This is a genomic window from Dietzia sp. NPDC055340 (assembly GCF_053645335.1).
This window is the reverse complement of sequence record NZ_JBSHML010000031.1, coordinates 1-21,622: the sequence shown is the minus strand read 5'-3', so window position 1 is coordinate 21,622 and position 21,622 is coordinate 1. Positions and strand designations below refer to the sequence as shown.

Below are 21,622 nucleotides of genomic sequence, written 5' to 3'. Positions count from 1 at the left end.
CCACACGGCGGGGAATTCCGAGTAACCGACACCGAACATGCTTTCAGAGCATGTTCAACCCACCATCACCGCAGGCCACACCCACTAAATCCGGGCATCCATACACACATTCTGGCCTTTAACCCGCCGTCACTCCTGGGGTGCCGTCGCTACACCGGTTTCTGCACGCCGTGCTCGATCGGCACGAGTGAGCGCAGCTGGGTGACGTGCCGCGGCTCGAGCTCCTCCACGGACCCCACCTGCAGCAGCTTCATAGTGCGCCGGACCTCGGAAGACAGAATCTCGATCGCCCGGTCCACGCCCTCGCGGCCCCCGGCCATGAGGCCGTAGAGGTAGGCCCTGCCGACGAGGGTGAACGAAGCGCCCATCGCGATGGCGGCGACGATGTCGGCGCCGTGCATGATGCCGGTGTCGATGATGATGTCCACGTCGTCCCCGACCGCCTTCCTGACCTCCGGGAGCAGGTGGAACGGCACCGGCGCGGTGTCGAGCTGGCGGCCACCGTGGTTGGACAGGATGATGGCGTCCGCACCCAGGTCCACGAGCTTGCGGGCGTCCTCGACGTTCTGGACACCCTTGATCGCGAGCTTCCCGGGCCACATCCCGCGGATCTCGGCGAGGTCGTCGAAGTCGATCGACGGGTCCATCGCGCTGTCGAGCAGCTGACCGACCGTGCCGCCGGTGGTCGTGAGCGAGGCGAACTCCAATTTCGGCGTGGTGAGGAAGTCCCACCACCACCAGGGCCGCGGGATGGCGTCGAAGATCGTCTTGGCCGTGAGCTGCGGCGGGATGGAGAACCCGTTGCGGGCGTCCCGCATGCGGTTGCCGGCGATCGGGGTGTCGACGGTGAAGAGCAGGGTGTCGAATCCGGCCGCGGCCGCGCGGTCGACCAGGCCGTAGGAGATGTCGCGGTCCTTCATCACGTACAGCTGGTACCAGAGGCGACCGTCCGGCGCGGTGGCGCGGACGTCCTCGATCGACGTGGTCCCCAGGGTGGACAGGGAGAACGGAATCCCGGCGGCGGCCGCGGCCCCGGCGCCGGCGATCTCGCCCTCGGTCTGCATGAGCCGGGTGAACCCGATCGGCGCGATGCCGAACGGCAGAGCGGACGGGCCCCCGAGTATCGTCGTGGCGGTGTCGAGGTCCGAGACGTCGGTGAGCACGCCCGGGTGGAGTTCGACGTCCTCGAACGCCTTCCGCGCGCGGGTGAGGGAGATCTCCCGGTCCGCCGATCCGTCGGTGTAGTCGAACGCCGCGGCGGGGGTGCGCCGCTTGGCGATCGCGCGGAGATCCGGGATCGACTGCGCCTTGGACAGGCGGTTGGCCCGGAAGTCCAGACTCGGCTTGCGGAACTGCATGAGTTCGAAGATCTCGCTCGGCTTCGGTACCTGACGCTTGACCATGGCGATCGGCCACCTTTCGTCGTCCGTTCCCGCACAGTGCGTGCCGTACGTCACACGGTAGGTGTCATCGTGCTGGCGGGCGACCGTGGCCGGGCCGATCTTCGCCAGAAACAAGCCGGCCCCTCCCGCGAGCGGGTCGCAGCTCACGGGAGGGGGCCGCGGGGGCCCGGCGTCAGAAGAAGTTCATCCCGGAGGAGATGAGGGCCGGCCCGTCGCTGACGATGCTGCCCACGGTGTTCTGGGCGTCACCCACGACGATCGTGCGCATGACGGGGACGGTGTCGGTGGCGCAGTAAGTGACCAGCGAATGCACGCCGTCGGCGATGTCGTCGGCCGAGAGCGTCACCGGGCGGGTCAGTACGGGCAGGGCGACAGGCGAGCCGTTGTCGGCGCGGAGAACGGTGGTCCGCTCGCCGGAGAGCACGTCCGAGATGTTCTCCAGATCGACGAGGTTCTTGATGCGGTCGATGACACCGTCGGCCTGGCCGCGCTCGGCCACCACAGCCACACAGCCGTCGACGGGGGTGGCGAGGTCGGTGAGCCCGACCTTGAAGGTGACAGACACCGAGTTACCGTCGAGGGTGTTGCTGACGGTCGCGGCCGACGCGGCGCCGGCGGCGCCGACTGTGAGCGCTGCCGAAGCGGCGAGGGCCGCGGCGACGCGGGTGGCGGTCCGGGTAAGGGTCATGAGGGAACTCCTGTTGAGGGGCGGTCGCGGTCCGTCGGTCGACGGACCGTCGTGTGTGGGGTGATCGCGCGGATCGGCCAGCGGTCAGCTGCCCAGCGATCCGAGGGATCCCGAGCTGCCGACGCCGATCGCGAGCGAGGCGACCAGCCCGACAAACGTGAGTGAGCCGGTGGTCGGGTCGTTGGCGCCGGGGTCCGGGCCGGTGCCGCTGTCGTCGACCACGGTGAGGATCTCAGTCGCCTCGCTCGGGGAGTGGGCGTCGGGGTCCGCCGGGACGAACTGGGCGCGGACCGTGTAGCTGCCGCGCTCACCGGCGACGTGGGTCAGGGTGGCCACGCCGTCGACCAGCGGGACGAGGTGGTCCTCGCCGTCGATGGTGAAACGGATGGCGCCCTCGGCGTCGGCCGGCGTCACCTCGGCGGTGAGGGTGATCTCCTCGCCGGCCTCCGCGTCCGGGGCATCGAGGGACACGCTGGTGTCCTCGGCCACGGCCGCGCCCTCCACGGTGACGGTGGTCCGGCCGGCGCCGGGTGCGTACCGGTCGGTGTCGGTGGGGGAGAAGGTGGCGACGACGACGACGTCTCCTGCCGCCGGGAAAGTGTGCGTGAGCGTGGCCGAGCCGTCGATCACGTCCACGGTGAACTCGCGTCCGCTGTTGCCGGTCTCGTCGCCGCTGAGGCCGTCGTCAGCGTTGTCGTCGTCGAATCTGAACGTGACGGTCCCGGCTGCGCCGACGGGGGTGACGGCCGCGGTGAGGGTGGTCTCCTCGCCGACCCGCGGCGGATCGGCACCAACGTTGACCTCGACCTGCGTCGACTCGACCTCGACATCGACGTCGCGGCTGTCGCTGTACCGCTGCGGGTCGGCCGGGATGAACGTGGCGGTGACGACGCCGGCCCCGGCGGCCTGAGCGGTGAACGTGGCGACGGCCTGCCCGTCGGTCACGTCGACCGTCTGGCTCTGGACGGGCTTGCTCTGGTCGGGATGGTTCTGATCAGCAAAGTCGAAGCGCACCTGCCCCTCGGCGCCGGCGGGCGTGATTCGCGCGGTGGCGGTCACCTCCCCACCGGCGGTGACCTGCACCGGGTCGAGGCTCAGCGCGGTCTGCGTGGTCTCGGCCTCGACGCGCACGGTCTTCTGGCCGGTGCTGCCGGAGTAGCGGCCGGTGTCGGTGGGTGCGAAGGTGGCGTCCACGACGTGGTCGCCGGCGGTGGCGAAGGTGTGGTCGAGGGTGGCCACGCCGTCGGTGACCTGCGTCGGGTACGTCTGCCCGTCGATCGTGAACGTGACGGTGCCGGCCGCGTCGGCGGGGGTGACGGTCGCGGTGAGGGTGGTCTCGTCGCCCGGCCGTGCCGGGTCGGTGTCGACGGTGACCGCCGTCCGGGTGGCCTCGGCCCGCACGTTGACCGACTGGCTGTCGGTGCTCTCGGTGTACCGCTCGAGGTTCGCCGGGACGAACGTCGCGGTGACCGTGAGCGTCCCGGCCGACTCGGCGGGGAGTTCGGCGGAGGCGGTGCCGTCCGCGCCGACGGGCACGCTCACGGTGTCCTCCCCGGCGGTGAACTCGATGGTGCCCCCCGCGCCTGCCGGGGTGACCGTGGCCGATGCCAGGACGGTTCCGCCGGCGGTGACCTCGAGCGGGTCGAGCGAGAGGGCGGTGCCCGTGGCCTCGGCGGTGATATCGACGGCCTGGGTGTCGCTGCTGCCGGTGTAGCGGTCCGGGTTGGCTGGGAGGAACGTGGCGGTGACGGTGCCCGTCCCGGCGGATTTTGCGGTGAAGGTGGCGGTGGCCTCGCCCGCCGTGACCGGCTCGGTCTGGGTCTGCTCGCCGTAGTCGAAGCGGACCTGTCCGTCGGCGTCGGCCGGGGTGATCTGCGCGGTGGCACTGATCTCGCCGCCCGCGGTGACCTCGACTGGGTCAAGGGTCAGCGCGGTCTGCGTGGCTTCACTCTCGACGTTCACTGTCACCTGGTTGGAGCTGGGGAGGTAGCGGTCGGCGTCGGCGGGGATGAAGTCGGCGACGACGACGTGCTCGCCTGCTGCGAGGAAGGTGTGCTCGAGCGTGGCGGTGCCGCCGGAGACGGCCGCGGGGTAGGTCTGCCCGTCGATGGTGAAGGTGACGGTGCCGGCCGTGCCGGTCGGGGTGATGGTGGCGGTCAGCGTTGTCGGCTCGTCGACCCGGGCCGGGTCAGCGTCGACGGTGAGCGAGGTCGACGTGTCGATCTGCTCGAGCACGGTGACGGTCTGGCTATCCGAGCTGCCGCTGTAGCGGCCCGGATCGGTGGGGATGAAGGTGGCGATGACCGTCATCTCACCGGCGGTGGCCGCCTCGAGATCGGTGGTGGCAATGCCGTCGGTACCCACGGGGGCGCGGACAGTGCTCTCGCCTGCGACGAACTCGATCTCGCCCTCCGCGCCCGCGGGCGTGACGCGTGCGGACGCTCGGACGGTGTCGCCCTCGATGACCTCGGTCGGGTCGAGGGTCAGCGCGGTGTGGGTGGCTTCGGCCTCGACGTTGACCGTGGCCTGGCCGGTGCTGGGCGTGTAGCGGTCGGTGTTGGTGGGGGTGAAGTCGGCGACGACGACGTGCTCTCCCGCTGCGAGGAAGGTGTGCTCGAGCGTGGCGGTGCCGCCTGAGACGGTCGCGGGGTAGGTCTGCCCGTCGATGGTGAACGTGACCTCGCCAGCTGCGGTCTCCGGAATGATGGCCGCGGTCAGCGTCGTTTCCTGGCCGGCCTGGACAGGATCCGCGTCGACGGTGACTTCAGTGGAGGTCGAGGTCTGTTCGTACACGTCGACGGTCTGGCTGTCCGAGCTGCTGGTGTATCGCTGCGGGTCGGCCGGGATGAAGGTCGCGGTGACCGTCATCTCGCCCGTCGTATCGGCCGGAAGCTCTACGGATGCTGAGCCGTCGGCGCCCACGGGAACGCGGACGGGCTCGCCGCCGGCGGAGAACTCGATCTCGCCCGCCGCGCCGGCCGGGTTCACGCTCGCCGAGGCCTGAACGGTGCCGCCGGTCAGCACCTCGACCGGATCGAGCGCCAGGTTGGTCTGTGTGGCTTCGGTTTCCACCCGGACGGTGCCGCTGTCGGATGAGTTCTGCCACCTAGCGGTGGTGGTCGGACTGAATGAAGCGTTCACCGGGAAGGTGCCAGCGGTATCGAATGTCGTGGTGGCGGTCGCGACACCGTTAGAGACGTTGGCGGACAGGTTCTGGCCACCCACGGAAAAGTTCACGCGCCCGGTTGGTGTATTGCTGCCTGCAGTGGACGAGACGGTAGCGGTCAGAGTCGTTTCTTCGCCAACGCGGACCGTCGTGGGCTGACGGTCAGGTCGGTGCTGGTGCCGACCCGAGGGAGCGTAAAGCTGACGACGTTGCTGGCGGTGGGGAACCAATCGCCGTTGGTCTCGAGATGCGCGCGGACCCCGAACTGATGAACGCTCCCACCTTGAGCATTCGCGGGGATGTTGAACGAGAGCCAGCCGGTGCGGGAGTCGTCCTTTGGCACAGTTCGATTGAGGAAACTCCCCGGGTTTCCGCCGAAGTATCTAGTCTGGCCGTGCGTACCCACGTTCGCCATATCGTTTCCACCGCTGCTGCGCAGGGAATATCCCGATGGCACTGTGAACCCATAGGTGTTGAGGACGCGGTTACTTGCAAGCCAGGCTCCGGCGCCATGTGTGTTTTTTGCCGTGAGGTCGAGGCGGACGTGACCGCTCGGCCGGAGGTCACTCTGTCCCGTGGTTACGACGGCGTTGAAGGTGAAGTCCCCGATCCGGGTCGAGCCACTCTGCGCATTCGCAGCAGGCGCGAGACCTATCACTAACGCCAGCGCCGAGAGTATGGCGACCGCGACGCGCGCTGATCGTGAAGTCGGCGCCGCGGTGCGCGAGCGGGCTGGGCGGGCGTCGACTGGCATTGGGGAACTCCCTCAGGGGTTGCGGGGTAGATCCTTGACGGATCCGGACGCGTGCCGAAAGTGTGTTTTCGGGGTAGGAAGTCGACGGTGGGTCGAGGGGAACTGACGCCCATAGTAATGAAACTGAGATTTAAGTAAAGTGCCATTTTGTTGCCGGGTCACTGATCGACGAGACGGCCGGGGGCGCGGTTCACTTTGCGGCACGGGAAACGGTCTTGGGCGAGCAGACTGTGCTCCGTACACCGAAACCGCCAGCGAGACAGGCCGATGGACTGGCGGGTGACGGCGCTCGAAGAGCAGGTCAACCCCGCGAGAACGGCGAGTGATCGCTGCTCGCGTGGCCCGAAAAAGAACCTCAGCTCTCTTGCATGACTGAGAATCGCCTATATAGTTTGCGTAGCAACTCGACAAGCGCCCAGCCCCTCCGGGCGCACCCTCCGAGCATTCGAGGAATTCATGCGCCGCGTACTCGCGTGGTTTTCCGCCGCCGTCGTCACTCTCGGCGTAGCCACGGTCCCGTCGGTGGCCTCCGCTCAGACGACCCGGTCAACCACCTCGTTCGACACCACCTGCTACATCGCCGCGCCCAGCGCATTCGGCGCGGGCGGGCCGATGGACATCACCCCACAGAATCCGGTGCGGATCCATGTGACCGCCCCGGAGGCTGTGGACGTAGGGGACACCTTCGACGTCACCTTTGAGATCGACCCGATCAACGTGTCACTCGAGAATCTGCCGGACATCATCAGTCTCAAGGAGGCATCGAGACTCAAGCTCGACCTGCAGCGGCCGGCGGGTACGAAGCTGGTCAAATCCAGCTTCAGCGGCGGGAACATCCCGATCAGCGATGCGCAGGTCATCACTGTGAATGAGTCCGGCGCACCCGACGCGAACGGGAACGTTCTCCGGCTGACGAACAAGGGCCACCACACCATTGGTAACGGCGGGAACGTCTCGCAGAGCAACCACCAGGGTCTGGGGATGAATCTCGCCGGCGCAAACTCTCTGGATTTCGAGTTCCCCCGCGTCACTCTGACTTTCGAGGCTGAGCGTGCCGGGAATGCGAACATAGGAGTCCGTACCCAGGGACAGGCGGCCGGGTACGGCGCAAACCCGGCGAGCTTCCTGACGCTGCTCGCGTCTGCAGGGGTCAACGTCCCCCTCGTAGGTGACCAGTGGGTCCCCGGTTACTGCAGCCCCCGTGGTTCTTCGACCGCGCCCATCGACCAGGGCGCAGCTTCGATGAAGACGATCGAGATCGTGGGTCTGCCCACGTCGTCCACGATCACGGGCCCGGAGAATGTCTACTTGCGCACCCCGGCCGAGTTCGTGGCAACCGTCGACCCCCGTCTCGCCGGAGAGGTCGCCTTTGTCAGCGGGGCCCAGCGCATGACGGTCCCCGTGAACACCGGCACCGGTGAGGCGCGGGCCCAGCTCACGTTCACCGAGCAGCCCGCCGGCCCGCTCCGGGCGATCTTCACCCCGTCTGACCCCCGGTATGCGACTGCGGTGTCCGAACTTCCGATCACGGTCGAACGGCTGGCTACCGAAATGTCGCTCTCCGTGCCGGGGACCACCAACGCCAACACCCGCACGGCGATCTCCGCCACCCTCCCGGATGACGCTCGCGGCACGGTCGTCTTCCGTGGTGGCGGTCAGGAGCGGGCGGTGGACGTCCGCGATGGCCGGGCCTCGACCAGCATCACGTTCACCGAGGTCGGTAGCACGGAGGTCGAGGCGGTGTTCACGCCGTCGGCCACCTCGCCGTACGCATCGGCCACGGCGTCGGCCTCGATCCTGGTGGAGGAGAGCACCGACACCACGCTGATCCTCAACGGACTCGACGCCCCCGGTTACGTCGCCGAGCCGGTGACGCTGGAGGCAGTCGTCAACCCGGCTGAGGGCACGGAGAACCCCCAGGGCCGGGTCGAGTTCATAGCCGGCTCGCAGACCCAGGTTGTCGACGTGGTGGACGGCCGCGCCGCCGCCGAGTTCAGCTTCGGCCGGGCCGGCGACGTGCCGGTCTCGGCGACCTTCCACCCGACCGGGTCGGAGCAGAACCGCGCCGAGGACTCCGGAACTTTGCAGATCATCGACGCTGCCGCCACTGATTCACAGCTGGTCGGGCCAACGCAGACCCGGCCCGGGGCGGCCACGCCGTACCGGATCGTCGTCTCCCCGGCGGGCGCCGAGGGCACCGCGGACGTCCGCATCGACGGCCGCGTCGTGGCCACCGATGTGGCGATCGTCGACGGCGAGGGAGTTCTCGACCTGACCTTCCCCCCGGCCGTCGCCACGGACCGCCGGGTGACGGTGGACTTCACGCCTGCTGATCCCCGAGTGCACCGCCCGCACAGTTCGGAGCACACCATCAGCGTGGCGGCGGGAGCTGTTGACGAGGACGCCCTCGAACTCACCGTGACCGGGCCTGAGGACGCAGTGGAAGCGGGGCGCGCCGCAGCGTTTCGAGTGACGGTCGCGCCGCAGGACGAGCTGACGTCGGCCGATTCGCTCAACGGCTACCTCACGATTACTAACAACGGCGAGCCGGTCTTGGGCTCTGACAGTGAGCCCGTGCGCATCCCGGTCACCCGCGGGGTCGCCGACGTGGACATCACCTGGACCAGCGGCTACCCGCAGTCCAAGTTCCTCCAGTTCACCTACCACTCCGCGGACGGAACCGAGCGTGCTGTCGGTGGCATAACCGTCACCGTGACGGGCGAAGGCAACGACGACGGCGGCGTCGTCGTGGGCCCGGGCGGCGGCGGCTCGCTGGATCTTGGATCCCTGACCGGCGGCGGCGCCGGCTCCCTCGACGCGGGCAGCCTCACCGGCTCGCTCGGCGGCTGACGGACAGGAAAAGGACTCAACAATCATGCTTCGTAAACTGCTCGTTGCCCTCGCGGCCCTGGCCCTCATGGTGGGGCTCGCCCCCGTCGCCCAGGCTCAGACCACCAAAACCGTCAAGATTGGTGACTTCGACTTCAAGGCCACCATCAACTCATCGCAAAGCGATCTCCGACCTGGCGGCCACGTTAGGCTCGACCTCGCGGCCACAAACAATCATGGGACCCAGTCCTGTGCTTGGGGCGTCTGTATCCCGGGAAGTGATGCCCGAGTCCTCCGCAACTACGGCTTCACCGTCCCGAACGGTTTCACATATAAGTCGAGCGGCGGAACCATGGGCAACGTCGGTAACCATGGTCAGGGAGCCAACTACTTCGGCGGCGAGGGCGGCGGTGTCACGAGCCCGGTTGGCAAGGGTTCGACCCGATCCGGGTGGCTCTCATTCAACATCCCGGCGAACGCCAAGGGCGGCGACACGTTCAGCTTCGGCGTCAAGGCCGAACTCGAGACGATCGCGAAGTGGTACCCCACCGTCGAGAACGTCGTCAGCTTCAAGCTGAACGCAGTCGGTACGAACACCACGGTGACCGCCGACCCGACCACCGTCGAAGAAGGTGGTAAGACCACGCTCACCGCATCGGTGGCGGCCACGGCCGGGGCGAACAAGGTCGTCGCCGGCCAGATTGAGTTCCTTGTAGACGGCACCGCGATCGGCCGCATTCCGGTCGACGCCAACGGCCGCGCAAGTATCGAGCACACCGTCCCGTTGCTCGACAATCGCGACCCCGTCACCCAGCGGGTGACCGCGAGGTACCTTGGCGACTCGCCCCGGTTCGCGGCCTCCGCGTCCACCACGACGGTGCGGATCGATCCCGAGCCAAAGTCGGAGGTCACCAGCACAGTCGGCCTGACCGCCACCCGCGGGCTCGTTGAGAACGGGCAGTTGCCGGTCACCCTCGACGTGGCCGTCGACACCAGCAGCGGAACGGATCTGCCGGAGGGGACCAAGGTCGAGATCCTGCGCGACGGCGTCGTCGTCGACACCATCGCCGTCAACGGCGTCGCGGGGACTTTCACAGACCATCTCAACGCGGACGTCGCGGAGGCGACCGTCTACCGCTACACCGCGCGGCTCCTCGAGTCGGAGACCTACGACACCATCTACCGCGGGGCCGAGTCCGACCCGGTCGACGTGACGCTGGCCGCCGAGACGACCCCCGAGGTGACCGTGGCCGTCGATCCGGCCTCCGTTCTGGTCGGGCGCGCGGTGGACGTGACCGCCAGCATGACCGCCGGTGGTGAACCGCTGCCCGCGGGCGCCGAGGTGATCATCCGCGCCAACGGCCGCGACATCGGCACCGTCACCACCGACGACGACGGCTCGGCGACCCTCGCCGACCACGTCTTCACCACCCCTGGCGACAAGACGATCGAGGCGGTCTTCGAGGGTGCACTGATCGACGGCATGTACTACCTGCCGGTGACCTCTGCTTCGGCCAGCCTCACGGTGGAGTCGCTGCCCGAGGTCGACTCCGGCACCACCATCGAGCTGCAGACCGAGGCGACCGCAGGCGACGAGGTCACCATCACCGCGACCGTGTCCCGGCTCGACGGCCGCGAGCTCACCGACGCCGGCACCGACGACCTCGGCTCGGTGTGGTTCTTCTCGGACGGCGAGGCGATCGGCTCGGCACCGGTCACGATCGACCCGGAAACTGGCGAGGCGACCGCGGTATTCACGCACCGGTTCGCCGAGCGGGGTGAGTACCGCATGACCGCCGATTATTCCGGCGCCTCGGGCAGCGACGAGGTGATCGCCCCGTCCGAGACGTCCTCCGCCACGGTGGTCACGGTGACGACCTCGGAGATCATCATCGACGAGCCCGGCCCGCCGGAGCCGGACCCGATCATGATCGGCTCGCTCGACCTCGGCAGTGTCACGGACGCGCTCGGCGAAGAAGGCCTGAGCAGCCTCACCGGTATGTTCGGAGGGAACTGACCGGCCAGCGAGCATCGCCCGAACAGTAGGCGGCCCGTCTCCAGCAGGAGGCGGGCCGCTTTCGTCATCCGGTCCCGCCGGCGGCGGTAGCGTGACGCCCATGCCCGCACCCTCGAACCCGCTCGGCCGCGCCCGCCAGAACGTCATCTACCGAGCGGGGATCTCCGGGATCACGCCGAAGGTGCCGACCGAGGCGGCCCGCCTGGAAGCTGCGGCGAGGCGCGCGCTGCTGCGGCGCCCGGGAGGCCGCCGGGCGTGGGCGTATATCTACGGCGGCGCGGGCTCGGGTGCCACGATGGATGCCAACCGCGAGGCGTTCGACCGACGCCGGATCGTGCCTCGAATGCTGCGGGACACCTCCGAGCGCGACCTCTCGGTGGAACTGTTCGGCCGACGGCTGCCCGCCCCGGTCCTGGTCGCCCCGATCGGCGCGGCCGGGCTCATCACCCGCGACGCCGACCTCGATGTAGGAGCGGCGGCCGCGGAGCGAGGTCTGCCCTACATCCTGTCCTCGCAGGGCTCCTCCCCGATGGAGGCGACCGCGGCCGCAATGGATTCTGCGTCCCGTACGGGTTCTGCCCCCCGGTGGTTCCAGCTGTACTGGAGCAAGGACGAGGCGCTGGTCGACAGCTTCATCGCCCGCGCGGAGGCGATCGATGCCGACGCTCTGGTGGTGACGCTGGATACGACGCTGCTCGGATGGCGGCCGTGGGACCTCGACCTGGGCTCGCTGCCGTTCACCCGTGGGGTCGGCATCGCCCAGTACACCTCGGATCCGCGGTTCGCCGAGCTCGTCGCCGAGCGGGTGGCCGCCAACGTGGAGGACGAACCGGTGACGGTGACGCCGCAGGCAGTGCGGACGATGCTGGAGATGGCGCGCAACCACCCGGGCCGGCTCCTCGACAACCTCCGCGCCCCCGAGACCCGCGCCGCGGTCCAAACCTTCCTCGACACGTTCTCCAATCCCGCGCTCAGCTGGGATCACCTCGCCACGTTGCGCGAGCGGACGCGGCTGCCGATCGTGCTCAAGGGCGTCCTGCACCCGGACGACGCGCAGCGAGCGTTCGATAACGGCGTCGACGCCGTCATGGTCTCCAATCACGGCGGACGGCAGGTCGACGGGTCCATCGGCACCCTCGACGCGCTCGTCCGGACCCGCGAGGCGGTCGGTTCCGAGCCCACCGTTCTGCTCGACTCGGGCATTCGCGGTGGCGCGGACGTCATCAAGGCGATGGCCTGCGGCGCCGACGCCGTCACCCTGGGCCGACCACACCTCTACGGACTCGCCATCGCGGGACGGCGCGGAGTCGGTGAGGTCCTCGACAACCTGCTCGCCGAGATCGACCTGACGCTGTCACTGAGCGGCGTGAACTCGTGGGACGAGATCGACGGGTCGCTGCTGAGCTGAGGACCCCCTCACGTTCCTGTGGGATGTCTCACAGAATGGCCCGGCCGGGCTGTACCGGGTCGAATCGGTGCGACGATGTCCCGTAGGCTCAGCCGGAAGTTCTCCCGGCAGTCAAGGCGGCACCCCCGTCTGCTCCCGGGGGAGACGCCGCCACGGCGGACGAGGTACGGGCCACCCTTTTGCCCTGCACCGCCTCGTGAGCTCCGATCGGTCGATCGTTGACTGGAGCGCTCGGGCCCGAGCACGTCTCGGGATCCGAGAGACAAATAGATACGTCTCGCAGAGATGAACGTCGGAGCCGGTGCGCAGCACCGGCTCGTTCACAACGCTGTCAAAGGAAACCCTAATGGCCTCGAGCCTTGAAGAGATCCCAGATATGACCCCGGACACTGACGTCCGGGATGCCGCGGAGGCACCCTCGGTGATCGGTGTGGTCGCGGAGGTCAACCCTGCGGAGAACCGCGTCGCGGCCACCCCCGCGACCGTGGCCAAGCTGATCGGCCTGGGGTACCGGGTCGTCGTGGAGTCCGGTGCCGGCACGCGCGCCGAGTTCGCCGACGCGTCTTACACCGAGTCCGGTGCGGAGTTGGTCGACGGTGACACGGCCTGGTCGAGCGATGTCGTGATGAAGGTCGCCGTCCCCACCGAGGCCGAGGTCGGACGACTTCGTTCCGGCGCGACGCTGGTGAGCCTTCTGGCCCCCGCGCAGAACGAGCGTCTGCTCACCCTGCTGACCGAGCGTGGCGTGACCGCGCTGGCCATGGACGCGGTGCCGCGTATCTCGCGTGCCCAGTCGATGGACGTGCTGTCGTCGATGGCCAACATCGCCGGCTATCGCGCGGTGATCGAGGCAGCTCACCACTTCGGCCGTTTCTTCACCGGCCAGGTCACCGCCGCGGGCAAGGTCCCGCCGGCCAAGGTCCTCGTCGCGGGCGCCGGTGTCGCCGGCCTTGCCGCCATCGGTGCGGCCTCGAGCCTCGGCGCGATCGTGCGTGCGACCGACCCGCGGCCCGAGGTCGCGGACCAGGTCAAGTCGATCGGCGGCGAGTACCTGCCGGTCGAGGTTCCGGACGAAGAGAAAGAGGTCTCCTCCGACGGCTATGCCAAGGCCACCAGCGAGGCCTACGACCGCGCTGCCGCCGATCTGTACACCACGCAGGCCGCGGACGTGGACATCATCATCACCACGGCCCTGATACCGGGCCGCGCCGCCCCGCGCCTGATCACCGCCGCCGATGTGGCCTCGATGAAGCGCGGATCGGTCATCGTCGACATGGCCGCCGCCCAGGGCGGGAACGTCGAGGGCAGTGTCGCCGACGAGGTCGTGGTGACCGAGAACGGCGTCACGATCATCGGCTACACCGACCTGGCGGGGCGTCTGCCGGCGCAGGCCTCGCAGCTGTACGGCACGAACCTGGTCAACCTGACCAAGCTCGTCACGCCGGAGAAGGACGGCGTGTGGGCCCTGGACATGGAGGACGTCGTCCAGCGCGGGGTCACCGTCACCAAGGGCGGCGAGCTCATGTGGCCGCCGCCGCCCGTGCAGGTCAGCGCAGCCCCGGCCCCCGCGGCTGCGGCGGCGCCCGCAGAGGCGCCCGAAGAGAAGAAGAAGATGTCGTCCGGCGCCAAGATGGGCCTGATCGGCCTCGGCATGGCGCTGCTGCTGGTGCTGATCGCGATCGCCCCGGGCGATATGCCGCAGCACATCACGGTGTTCGTGCTGGCGATCGTGATCGGCTACTACGTCATCGGCAACGTGCACCACGCGTTGCACACCCCACTGATGTCGGTCACCAACGCGATCTCCGGCGTGATCGTCGTCGGCGCCCTGCTGCAGGTGGGCATCGACAACTCCGTCGGCCTGGCCCTGGCCGCCATCGCGATTCTCGTCGCGTCCATCAACGTCTTCGGCGGTTTCGCCGTGACCCGTCGCATGCTCGGCATGTTCTCGAAGGGAGCCTGAGACCATGTCACTCGTGACCGCCGCCAACGCGGCCTACCTCGTCGCAGCGCTGCTGTTCATCCTGTCCCTGGCAGGCCTGTCCAAGCATGAGACCGCCCGTCGCGGGCTGACCTTCGGTATCGCCGGCATGGCCATCGCCCTGGTGGCCACCGTCGTCCTGGTCCTCGATCACCAGCCCGCCACGATCGGCATCGCCCTGATGGCCGTCGCCGTCATCGTCGGTGCCGGGATCGGCCTGATGCGCGCGCGGAGCGTGCAGATGACCGAGATGCCCGAGCTCATCGCTCTCCTGCATTCGTTCGTCGGTCTGGCCGCCGTGCTGGTGGGCTGGAACGGCTACCTCGAGCCCGAGCTCCACGGTGAGCTGACCGGCTCCCTGCTGGGCATCCACCACGCCGAGGTGTTCATCGGTGTGTTCATCGGTGCGGTGACCTTCACCGGCTCGATCGTGGCCTACCTCAAGCTCTCGGCCAAGATGAAGTCCGCGCCGCTGGTCCTGCCCGGCAAGAACCTGATCAACGCCGGAATCATCGTGGCGTTCATCGTGCTGACGGTGTGGTTCGTGATCACGCCGGCGCTGTGGATGCTCGTCGTCGTCACCATCCTCGCCCTGGCGCTGGGCTGGCACCTGGTGGCCTCCATCGGCGGCGGCGACATGCCCGTCGTGGTGTCGATGCTCAACTCGTACTCCGGCTGGGCGGCCGCGGCCACCGGCTTCCTGCTCGGCAACGACCTGCTGATCGTGACCGGCGCGCTCGTCGGCTCCTCGGGTGCCTACCTGTCCTACATCATGTGCAAGGCGATGAACCGCTCGTTCTTCTCCGTCATCATGGGCGGCTTCGGTATCGAGGCCTCCTCCGGTGAGGGTAAGGACCACGGCGAGCACACCGAGATCGACGTGGCCGGCGCGGCCGAGATGCTCGCGAACGCCAACTCGGTGATCATCGCCCCGGGCTACGGCATGGCGGTGGCCCAGGCCCAGTACCCGGTCGCCGATCTGACCCGCACCCTGCGGGACCGCGGCGTGGACGTGCGCTTCGCCGTGCACCCGGTCGCCGGTCGTCTGCCCGGGCACATGAACGTGCTGCTGGCCGAGGCCAAGGTGCCGTACGACATCGTGCTCGAGCTCGACGAGATCAACGACGACTTCGCCGACACCGACGTCGTGCTGGTCATCGGCGCCAACGACACGGTCAACCCGGACGCCGCCGAGGACCCGGGCAGCCCGATCGCCGGCATGCCCGTGCTGCACGTGTGGGAGGCCTCGAACGTCATCGTGTTCAAGCGCTCGATGGCCGCCGGTTACGCCGGTGTCCAGAACCCGCTGTTCTTCCGCGACAACACCGACATGCTGTTCGGTGACGCCAAGGACCGCGTCGGGGACATCCTGACCGCCGTCAAGGAGCAGCAGGGCGCGAACGCCTGACGTTGTGGGCGGGGCGCGACCGGTTGGCGCTGGAGCTCCCGCCGGTCTCATCGATAAGAGGGTTTCGACCACGTCGTGCGGGTAGATGTGGTCGAAACCCTCTTATCGATGGTGGGGGTCACCGCGCTTATCGCGTCGGCGCGGACCCCGGAGCGCCGTTCGCCTGAATCACCCGGGCAGAGCCCGACCGAGTCGGCGTCAGGGCCGTGTGGCCGGCACCTCGGCTGCCGTGACGGCCGCGCTGCCGGGAGCCGACGCGGACGCAGCGCGCTTACGACGCACGTAGATCTGTTTGCGCACCCGCGCCACGATCTCGCCGTTGTCGTCGGTCAGGTCGGTGCTGAACCACCGCAGTACCTTCTCGCCGCCGACGGCCGCGTCGCGGATCTCGGCGACCTGCTCGGCGGTCACCTCGAACTCCGCGTGGACGGCCGTGCGCCCGGGGGAGACGAAGTCGATCTCGCCGGCGACGTCCCACACCACGTACTCCGACCCCAGACGGCGCATCAGCAGGAACATCCAGAACGGGTCGGACATGGAGAACAACGAGCCGCCGAACGCCGTGCCGACGTAGTTGGTGTTCCACGGCCGGCGGTTCAGCCGCACGCGCGCCCGGCTGAAGTCCGGGGCGATGTGCTCGACGCGGACACCCGCCGCGAGATAGGGCGGCCAGAGGCTCATCCCGATCTGCATCCCCCGCGCGGAGGACAACGCCCGCTTGATGGGTCCGACCTGCTGTGACATCCCTTCTCCGTTCCCCCGGGGGCGTTCGATGGGTTCGCCCTGTCGCCTCTCTACTATGGCATAGAGCATATTGCGTAGGATGCTGGCCATGCCCACAGGGAGATCGAGTACGCCGGAGGCCGGGCGGGGGCGTCGCGGTGCGACGCGCGAGAAGATGGTCCGTACCGCCGCGGTCCTGTTGCGGGAAAACGGGGTGGCGGGGACGACCATCGACAAGGTCCTGGCGGCCAGCGGTGCACCGCGAGGGTCCGTCTACCACCACTTTCCCCGCGGACGCGCGCAACTGCTGTCGGAGGCGGTCGAGTTCGCGACGGACTCGATCATCGAGCTCGCCGGGGCGGCGGGGGAGGGCGATCCGGCTGTCGCGCTGGACGCGTTCGTCGCGCTCTGGCGCGAGCAGTTGGTCGCCAGCGACTACCGCGCGGGATGTCCGGTGCTCGCCGTGGTGGTGGACTCCGATCCGGCATTGCCCGAGCTGACCGAGCAGGCGGGGGAGGCGTTTGGGCGGTGGCAGTCGGTGTTAGCGCGGATGTTGGGGGAGAGAGGGATGACCGCGACGTCGGCGGATCGCCTCGCCCTGCAGTCGCTGTGCATTCTCGAAGGGGCGGTGGCCGTGTCTCGGGCGCGTCGGGGGATCAGCCCGCTCGATGAGGCCGCGCAGGCCATCCGGACGCTGTACGAGGCCGAAGTGAATCGCGCCGGAGTCATCTCCTGACCGGAGCGGCGAGTTTCACGTGGAACTCGGCGGTCCGGGGCGGAGTAGTGCGGGAAGCAGCTCCTCCTCGGCCAGCTCGAGGAACGGGCCCTGGTCCGCGGCCACGTGGTGGAGTTAGATCTCGTCGACGCCCAGGTCCTCGTATTGACGTAGGCGCGAGACCAGCTCGGGCACCGAGTCTGTGACGATCATGCCCTCCGACCATCGTTCCCAGAACTCGACGGTGGATCGGAGGGCCTTGTCTGTGTCCGGGTGTGGGGGCGGGTCCTCGTAGGAGGGGAACCACGACATGTCCCAGTCGAGCACCTCGCCGGCGGTCAGCGAGAACCGGCCCACGAGCCGGTCGGCCCGGCATCCGGCCCGCGTGTCCTCCTCCTCGTCCGGCCAGTGCAGCTCCGGCCCGGTGACGATCAACCCGTCCGGGCCGGCGATGGCCAGCAGGGCCCGTTCGCCGCCGTCCAGGTCGACAGCGCGCGTCCACGGGGTGGCCCGAGCGTAGTCGAAGCGCATGCGTAGGTCGTGCTCGATGTCCACCTCGCCGTCGTCGCACTCCACCCGTCGCACCAGGTCGCCGCTGCCGGCGACGCGGGGCAGGAAGTCGATCACCCGCACCGTTCCGCCCGGGGCGCGCCACGGGTCTCCAGGACGAACGTGCCGGGGAGGTACCGGCGCCCGGTCACCTCACCGTCGACCGCGGTGAGCGACCACCGTCCGTCCTCGGCTCCGCTGAGTAGGGCGGAGAACACGGACGGGGACTCGAAACGGGGCAGACACAGCCAGTCGATTCTGCCGTCGCGGGAGACGAGCGCGGCGGTGTTCAGGACCGACAGCAGCGCGTACTGCTCGAGCGGCGTGGACACCGGCTGCTAGAAGATCGGCTTGCCGCCGGTCACACCGAGCACGGTGCCGGAGACGTAGCTGGCGTCGGAGGGCGAGGCGAGGAACACGTAGGCGCCCGCGCACTCGCCGGGCTGGCCCGCCCGCCCCAGCGGGGTGTCGCCGCCGAACTTCTCGAGCTTCTCGCCGTCCTGGGTGGCCGGCTGCAGCGGCGTCCAGATGGGACCGGGCGCCACCGCGTTGACGCGGATGCCCCGCTCGCCCAGCTCGTTGGCGAGATTCACGGTGAGGTTGTTCAGGGCGGCCTTGGTGGAGGCGTAGTCCAGCAGCGGCGGGGCCGGCTGGTAGGCCTGGATGGACGTGGTGTTGATGATCGAGGAGCCCTCGCCGAGGAACTCCAGGGCCTCCTGGCTGGCCCAGAAGGTGGCGTAGAGGTTGGTCTTCATGACCCGGTCGAGGTTCTCGGTATCCAGCGTCTTGAGGCCGGCGCCGCGCGCGTGTTGGTAGCCGGCGTTGTTGACCAGCACGTCCAGGCCGCCGAGTTGCGCGGCGGCGTCGCGGACCATCTGCCGGCATTCCTGCTCGTTCCGGATGTCGGCGGGCAGAAGAACTGCCTTGCGACCGGCCTTCTCCACCCACGCCGCGGTCTCCTCGGCGTCGGGCTGTTCGACCGGCAGGTAGCCGATCGCCACGTCCGCACCCTCGCGGGCGAAAGCGATGGCGGTGGCCCGTCCGATCCCGGAGTCGCCGCCGGTGATGAGCGCGCGCAGCCCCTCGAGCCGTCCGGAACCGCGGTAGCTCTGCTCACCGTGGTCGGGCTGCGGGCTCATCTCGCCGGTCAGGCCGGGGGGCCCCTGCTCCTGCGCGGGGAAACCGCCCTCTGCGTTGGTCAGTGCTCTGGCATTCCGTGCGATATCGCGCGTGGTGCTCATATCTCGACCGTAGGGGAGGACCTGGCGTGGCCCCACCGGTCGGCGTCCGCGGTGGTTAATGTCGCGGGTCTGACGACGACGACGCCGTCGCCGAGCGTTCCGCGGCGGGTCGGTCAGCTGTGGCCCGGGCCCCCGCTCAGTCCTGGTGCAGCGCGTCCGTGCACCGCAGCCGGAGTTTCTCCAGTTGCTCGCCCTGCTCTCGGGCGCGGGTGGCCAGTTCCTCGAGGGTGGCGCGGGGGAGTCGCGGATCGGCGATGTCAATCAGTGACTTCCACCCGAGTTCCTTGCCGGTCACGGCCAGCGTCAGCGCCTCGAGCTCCAGCAGATCACTCAGCGGGGACCGCTCGGCGAGCCGCTGGTTGGGCTTGAGCTGACCGACCTTCTCCGCCGCGCGGGCGGGCAGCTCCTTGAGGGTGGAGGGCGAAGTGCCAACCAGAGTCATCAGGTCTTCGAGGGACCGCTTGTCCTCCTCGGTCTGGTCCCCGAGCCGGGAGACCACCTCGCGGATGTGGGCGTCGTCATGGCTCTCGGCGACGCGACGGAACAGGTCGACGCCCGCGGCCGCCCCGGCGTGGTGGTCCTGAATGTACGTGTGCAACATCTCGGTGGCCATGCCGTGACGGTACGACCGTTGCAGGCGCCGTCAACCGGTGCGGGCGGGATTTCTAATGCGGGCTGCGCCGCCGGCGAGTCCTGATATGGCGGCGATGGTGGCCTCGTACCGTGGGGTACACCCGTGCGGGACGGCATGCCGCCAACCGTCGCCGCTGTGTCACAGGGTCTAGTTCGGCACTTATGAAACACCTTCCCGTGGGGTCTAGGATCTATTGATACAGATTCCGGACGAAAGGGTCTCCTCATGGCTGATCGAATCGGGACGTTGCTCAGCCGTTCTGGTGATGGTGGCGAGGAGGTGCTCATCGTCAGCCGCGGGAGCGTGCGGACCCGCTTTCGTCGCCGGGACGAGCTGGGCTGGAACTTTCGGGTGGAGTCGACGGACTCGGAAAACATCATCGAAGGGAAACCGGAGTCGAAGCCGAAGCCGGCTCGTCGGGCCTCGCGTCCGCGTGGACAGCGAGTGGCGTACGTGCGGGTGTCGGCCGCGGATCAGAACGAGGCGCGTCAGCTCGAGGCGGTGGGGGAGTGCGACCAGATCTATATCGAAAAGCAGTCCGCTCGCTCGCGCGCCGATCGCGTAAAGCTCGCTGAATGCATCAGGTACCTGCGGGACGGTGACGAGCTGGTTGTCGCCTCGATGGACCGACTCGCCAGATCCCTGGTCGACCTCAAGCAGATCGTCGGCGAGATCACCGCCAAGGGAGCCAGTGTGGAGTTCGTCCACGAACGGGCCACCTACGCCGCCGGCGCCCAGGATCCTCGAGCCGACCTCATGCTCTCTCTACTTGGGGCCTTTGCGGAGTTCGAGCGGGCCATCATCCGTGAACGCCAGGCCGAGGGCATTGCCATCGCCAAGGCTAAGGGCAAGTACAAGGGACGAAAACGAGTCCTGACGGACGAGCAGATCGACAAGGCCCGCACCCGCATCGAGGCAGGGGAGGGGCCGTCATCGATCGCTCGCGAGCTCGGAGTGGGTCGGTCGACGCTCTACCGCGCTCTTCAGCGGGCACAAGCCGGATCCGCAGACGTGGCGCACTGAGGTCGAGCGAGGTGCCTATAGAGCCTCGTCTGATCGGCCAGGTCCGGCAAGGAGCTGCTCGCCGAGGGCGAAGCCGGCTGCGTCGAGCACTTTCGCCCGGGTATACGAGCGGGAAGGGGCGGCGTGGTCTGAGAAGACCACGGTGCCGTGCGAGGTGGCGAGCTGGTCAATCACTCCTTGGTTCTCCCGGTAGATCCGGCTAAGCAGTTCAAGGGAACGGTCGTTGACGGTATTGAATGCCGCACGCTCGGCTGGAGAGACGATGCTGCGCAGGCCCGCTCGAAGGTAAGTGTCAAAGGCGGGGATGTTTCCCCACACACCGAGCATCACCTTCGTGACCGCGGTGGCGTGTTCGTTGCCGTCCGGGAGCAGGGCGGCCCTGATGTCGGCGTATGCCGAGATGAGAGCTGCACGGGCCTGGGTGTCGGTGTAATCGGAGAGGTCGAGGTCACGCACTGTAGGGGAGTGGCGGGCGATCGTTTCGATCGTCGCGGTGTAGTGCCGGGGGTGGGCGTTCTTGAAGAGCCAGGATGAGCCACGAAGCATGCCCCAGCTGGCAAGGTAGTAGCCGAGTTGGAGACAACTCTTTTCCATCTCGGCAGTCGGGTCGTCGGTAGCCGAGAAGTAGTTTATGCAGAAGTCCCAGCTCCATTCTCGCCGACCGGTGGCCGCGCCATTTCGGACGACGGGGGCAGCGAGACCTGCAACGGCAGCGGTAACGGCCTCCGGCTCCATGGAGTACATGGGGTGAACGTACCTGTCAGCAACGACAGGCATCGTTTGAACTGAGGGGTCCGGGCAGCACTGGTGAAAGGTGCTGTTGTATCTAGTCATGCTCTGTGCGACTCGGCTGCACGACGTGTGTATGCATCTACGCGACCGGGGCCGATGGGGCGACCGGCCTGCCCCGCAGGCAGGAGCGATAGGGGATCGTCAAACGCACACCGCAATAGCGAACAGGGGGCGTTGATGGATACGGGTGTCGAGGTGTGGACTTGATCGCTCTGTGGCGGTCTTCTGTGGTTACTTCTTGGCGGCGCCGTACCAATCGGGCGTTCTGGCCGGAAGAATTAGAGCGAGTCG

17 protein-coding genes are annotated in these 21,622 nt (G+C 68.3%); 7 read left to right on the top strand and 10 right to left on the bottom strand.

Translation table 11 applies throughout. The annotated features are described in order from the left end of the window. Positions 1 to 149 precede the first annotated feature (149 nt). The 4 genes from ACWIFB_RS16995 to ACWIFB_RS16980 form a co-directional block, all read right to left on the bottom strand. Positions 150 to 1,403, bottom strand: a complete 1,254-nt coding sequence (locus tag ACWIFB_RS16995; RefSeq protein ID WP_454058863.1) for an alpha-hydroxy acid oxidase — start codon at positions 1,401 to 1,403, stop codon at positions 150 to 152. Between the two features lie 172 nt (positions 1,404 to 1,575). After that, the gene (locus tag ACWIFB_RS16990) at positions 1,576 to 2,091 is read right to left on the bottom strand and encodes a hypothetical protein (RefSeq protein WP_454058862.1); all 516 of its coding nucleotides are present in this window, start codon (positions 2,089 to 2,091) and stop codon (positions 1,576 to 1,578) included. Positions 2,092 to 2,175: 84 nt separating this feature from the next. Further along, the gene (locus tag ACWIFB_RS16985; protein ID WP_454058861.1) at positions 2,176 to 5,487 is read right to left on the bottom strand and encodes an Ig-like domain repeat protein; all 3,312 of its coding nucleotides are present in this window, start codon (positions 5,485 to 5,487) and stop codon (positions 2,176 to 2,178) included. Continuing rightward, entirely contained in the window at positions 5,376 to 6,011 is a 636-nt protein-coding gene (locus ACWIFB_RS16980; RefSeq protein WP_454058864.1) for a hypothetical protein, read from the bottom strand. The genes ACWIFB_RS16985 and ACWIFB_RS16980 overlap by 112 nt, the downstream gene beginning before the upstream one ends. A gap of 456 nt (positions 6,012 to 6,467) precedes the next feature. On the opposite strand from ACWIFB_RS16980, the gene ACWIFB_RS16975 reads away from it, so the two are divergent. From ACWIFB_RS16975 to pntB, 5 genes are all read left to right on the top strand, one after another. Further along, positions 6,468 to 8,861: a hypothetical protein gene (locus ACWIFB_RS16975; RefSeq protein WP_454058860.1), complete on the top strand. Its 2,394-nt coding sequence runs from the start codon at positions 6,468 to 6,470 to the stop codon at positions 8,859 to 8,861. 25 nt (positions 8,862 to 8,886) lie between these two features. After that, a complete protein-coding gene (locus tag ACWIFB_RS16970) occupies positions 8,887 to 10,857 on the top strand; it encodes an Ig-like domain-containing protein (RefSeq protein WP_454058859.1) in 1,971 nt (656 codons plus the stop codon). 100 nt (positions 10,858 to 10,957) lie between these two features. Continuing rightward, on the top strand, positions 10,958 to 12,265 hold the full coding sequence (locus tag ACWIFB_RS16965) for an alpha-hydroxy-acid oxidizing protein (RefSeq protein WP_454058858.1): 1,308 nt from the start codon (positions 10,958 to 10,960) through the stop codon (positions 12,263 to 12,265). Positions 12,266 to 12,641: 376 nt separating this feature from the next. Continuing rightward, positions 12,642 to 14,228, top strand: coding sequence for a Re/Si-specific NAD(P)(+) transhydrogenase subunit alpha (locus ACWIFB_RS16960; RefSeq protein ID WP_454058857.1), 1,587 nt, complete (start codon positions 12,642 to 12,644; stop codon positions 14,226 to 14,228). Between the two features lie 4 nt (positions 14,229 to 14,232). Continuing rightward, positions 14,233 to 15,654 carry a Re/Si-specific NAD(P)(+) transhydrogenase subunit beta gene (gene pntB, locus ACWIFB_RS16955; protein ID WP_230929616.1) on the top strand — a complete coding sequence of 474 codons (1,422 nt, stop codon included), beginning with the start codon at positions 14,233 to 14,235 and terminating at the stop codon, positions 15,652 to 15,654. Between the two features lie 198 nt (positions 15,655 to 15,852). Here pntB and ACWIFB_RS16950 read toward each other — a convergent pair whose 3' ends face one another. After that, entirely contained in the window at positions 15,853 to 16,398 is a 546-nt protein-coding gene (locus ACWIFB_RS16950) for a DUF4442 domain-containing protein (protein ID WP_454058856.1), read from the bottom strand. Between the two features lie 88 nt (positions 16,399 to 16,486). Between ACWIFB_RS16950 and ACWIFB_RS16945 the strand changes: the two genes are divergently transcribed. Continuing rightward, positions 16,487 to 17,113, top strand: a complete 627-nt coding sequence (locus ACWIFB_RS16945; RefSeq protein WP_454058855.1) for a TetR/AcrR family transcriptional regulator — start codon at positions 16,487 to 16,489, stop codon at positions 17,111 to 17,113. Between the two features lie 114 nt (positions 17,114 to 17,227). Here ACWIFB_RS16945 and ACWIFB_RS16940 read toward each other — a convergent pair whose 3' ends face one another. The 4 genes from ACWIFB_RS16940 to ACWIFB_RS16925 all read right to left on the bottom strand — a co-directional run bounded on the left by ACWIFB_RS16940 (position 17,228) and on the right by ACWIFB_RS16925 (position 19,495). Continuing rightward, complete coding sequence (locus ACWIFB_RS16940) at positions 17,228 to 17,719, bottom strand: hypothetical protein (RefSeq protein ID WP_454058854.1); 492 nt, start codon at positions 17,717 to 17,719, stop codon at positions 17,228 to 17,230. After that, positions 17,716 to 17,973, bottom strand: a complete 258-nt coding sequence (locus ACWIFB_RS16935; protein ID WP_454058853.1) for a trehalase-like domain-containing protein — start codon at positions 17,971 to 17,973, stop codon at positions 17,716 to 17,718. Before ACWIFB_RS16935 ends, ACWIFB_RS16940 begins: the two co-directional genes overlap by 4 nt. Positions 17,974 to 17,979: 6 nt before the next feature. Next, positions 17,980 to 18,882, bottom strand: a complete 903-nt coding sequence (locus ACWIFB_RS16930; protein WP_454058852.1) for an SDR family oxidoreductase — start codon at positions 18,880 to 18,882, stop codon at positions 17,980 to 17,982. Positions 18,883 to 19,018: 136 nt separating this feature from the next. After that, complete coding sequence (locus ACWIFB_RS16925; protein WP_452098343.1) at positions 19,019 to 19,495, bottom strand: hypothetical protein; 477 nt, start codon at positions 19,493 to 19,495, stop codon at positions 19,019 to 19,021. Between the two features lie 246 nt (positions 19,496 to 19,741). Between ACWIFB_RS16925 and ACWIFB_RS16920 the strand changes: the two genes are divergently transcribed. Then, on the top strand, positions 19,742 to 20,539 hold the full coding sequence (locus ACWIFB_RS16920) for a recombinase family protein (RefSeq protein WP_454058851.1): 798 nt from the start codon (positions 19,742 to 19,744) through the stop codon (positions 20,537 to 20,539). A gap of 15 nt (positions 20,540 to 20,554) precedes the next feature. Here the strand turns inward: ACWIFB_RS16920 and ACWIFB_RS16915 are convergent, their stop codons facing one another. Then, positions 20,555 to 21,283 carry a hypothetical protein gene (locus ACWIFB_RS16915; protein ID WP_454058850.1) on the bottom strand — a complete coding sequence of 243 codons (729 nt, stop codon included), beginning with the start codon at positions 21,281 to 21,283 and terminating at the stop codon, positions 20,555 to 20,557. Positions 21,284 to 21,622: the final 339 nt, after the last annotated feature.

What these genes read in the sequence shown, in the direction of transcription:
- ACWIFB_RS16995 (WP_454058863.1), bottom strand. Translation starts at nt 1,403, where the DNA reads ATGGTCAAGCGTCAGGTACCGAAGCCGAGCGAGATCTTCGAACTCATG.
- ACWIFB_RS16990 (WP_454058862.1), bottom strand. Translation starts at nt 2,091, where the DNA reads ATGACCCTTACCCGGACCGCCACCCGCGTCGCCGCGGCCCTCGCCGCT.
- ACWIFB_RS16980 (WP_454058864.1), bottom strand. Translation starts at nt 6,011, where the DNA reads ATGCCAGTCGACGCCCGCCCAGCCCGCTCGCGCACCGCGGCGCCGACT.
- ACWIFB_RS16975 (WP_454058860.1), top strand. Translation starts at nt 6,468, where the DNA reads ATGCGCCGCGTACTCGCGTGGTTTTCCGCCGCCGTCGTCACTCTCGGC.
- ACWIFB_RS16970 (WP_454058859.1), top strand. Translation starts at nt 8,887, where the DNA reads ATGCTTCGTAAACTGCTCGTTGCCCTCGCGGCCCTGGCCCTCATGGTG.
- ACWIFB_RS16965 (WP_454058858.1), top strand. Translation starts at nt 10,958, where the DNA reads ATGCCCGCACCCTCGAACCCGCTCGGCCGCGCCCGCCAGAACGTCATC.
- ACWIFB_RS16960 (WP_454058857.1), top strand. Translation starts at nt 12,642, where the DNA reads ATGACCCCGGACACTGACGTCCGGGATGCCGCGGAGGCACCCTCGGTG.
- pntB (WP_230929616.1), top strand. Translation starts at nt 14,233, where the DNA reads ATGTCACTCGTGACCGCCGCCAACGCGGCCTACCTCGTCGCAGCGCTG.
- ACWIFB_RS16950 (WP_454058856.1), bottom strand. Translation starts at nt 16,398, where the DNA reads ATGTCACAGCAGGTCGGACCCATCAAGCGGGCGTTGTCCTCCGCGCGG.
- ACWIFB_RS16945 (WP_454058855.1), top strand. Translation starts at nt 16,487, where the DNA reads ATGCCCACAGGGAGATCGAGTACGCCGGAGGCCGGGCGGGGGCGTCGC.
- ACWIFB_RS16930 (WP_454058852.1), bottom strand. Translation starts at nt 18,882, where the DNA reads ATGAGCACCACGCGCGATATCGCACGGAATGCCAGAGCACTGACCAAC.
- ACWIFB_RS16925 (WP_452098343.1), bottom strand. Translation starts at nt 19,495, where the DNA reads ATGGCCACCGAGATGTTGCACACGTACATTCAGGACCACCACGCCGGG.
- ACWIFB_RS16920 (WP_454058851.1), top strand. Translation starts at nt 19,742, where the DNA reads ATGGCTGATCGAATCGGGACGTTGCTCAGCCGTTCTGGTGATGGTGGC.
- ACWIFB_RS16915 (WP_454058850.1), bottom strand. Translation starts at nt 21,283, where the DNA reads ATGTACTCCATGGAGCCGGAGGCCGTTACCGCTGCCGTTGCAGGTCTC.